Annotated in this window: 1 protein-coding gene; it reads left to right on the top strand. The window is 69.7% G+C overall.

The features are described 5' to 3' along the window. Positions 1-261: ATP-binding cassette domain-containing protein (locus SB816_RS32765; protein WP_410548348.1), on the top strand; the 261-nt coding region annotated here is incomplete at both ends.

Below are 261 nucleotides of genomic sequence, written 5' to 3'. Positions count from 1 at the left end.
CCGAGCGCCCCGCGCTCATGCTGCGCGCCGAAGACGTGCGCAAGACCTTCACGCTGCACGGCCAGGGCGGCATCGGCATCGAAGCGCTCGCGGGCGTCTCGCTCGATGTCGAGCGCGGCGAATGCGTCGTGCTCGTCGGCCCGTCGGGCGCGGGCAAGAGCACTTTTTTGCGCTGTCTCTACGGCAACTATCTCGCGAGCGGCGGCACCATCGCGATCCGCGACGACGCGCTGCCGCAACAGCATCTGGCGATCACGGGCG

Source organism: Achromobacter sp. SIMBA_011 (genome assembly GCF_046535435.1).
GTDB classification, from domain to species: domain Bacteria; phylum Pseudomonadota; class Gammaproteobacteria; order Burkholderiales; family Burkholderiaceae_B; genus Achromobacter; species Achromobacter dolens.
This window is presented reverse-complemented; position numbering and strand designations above follow the sequence as displayed.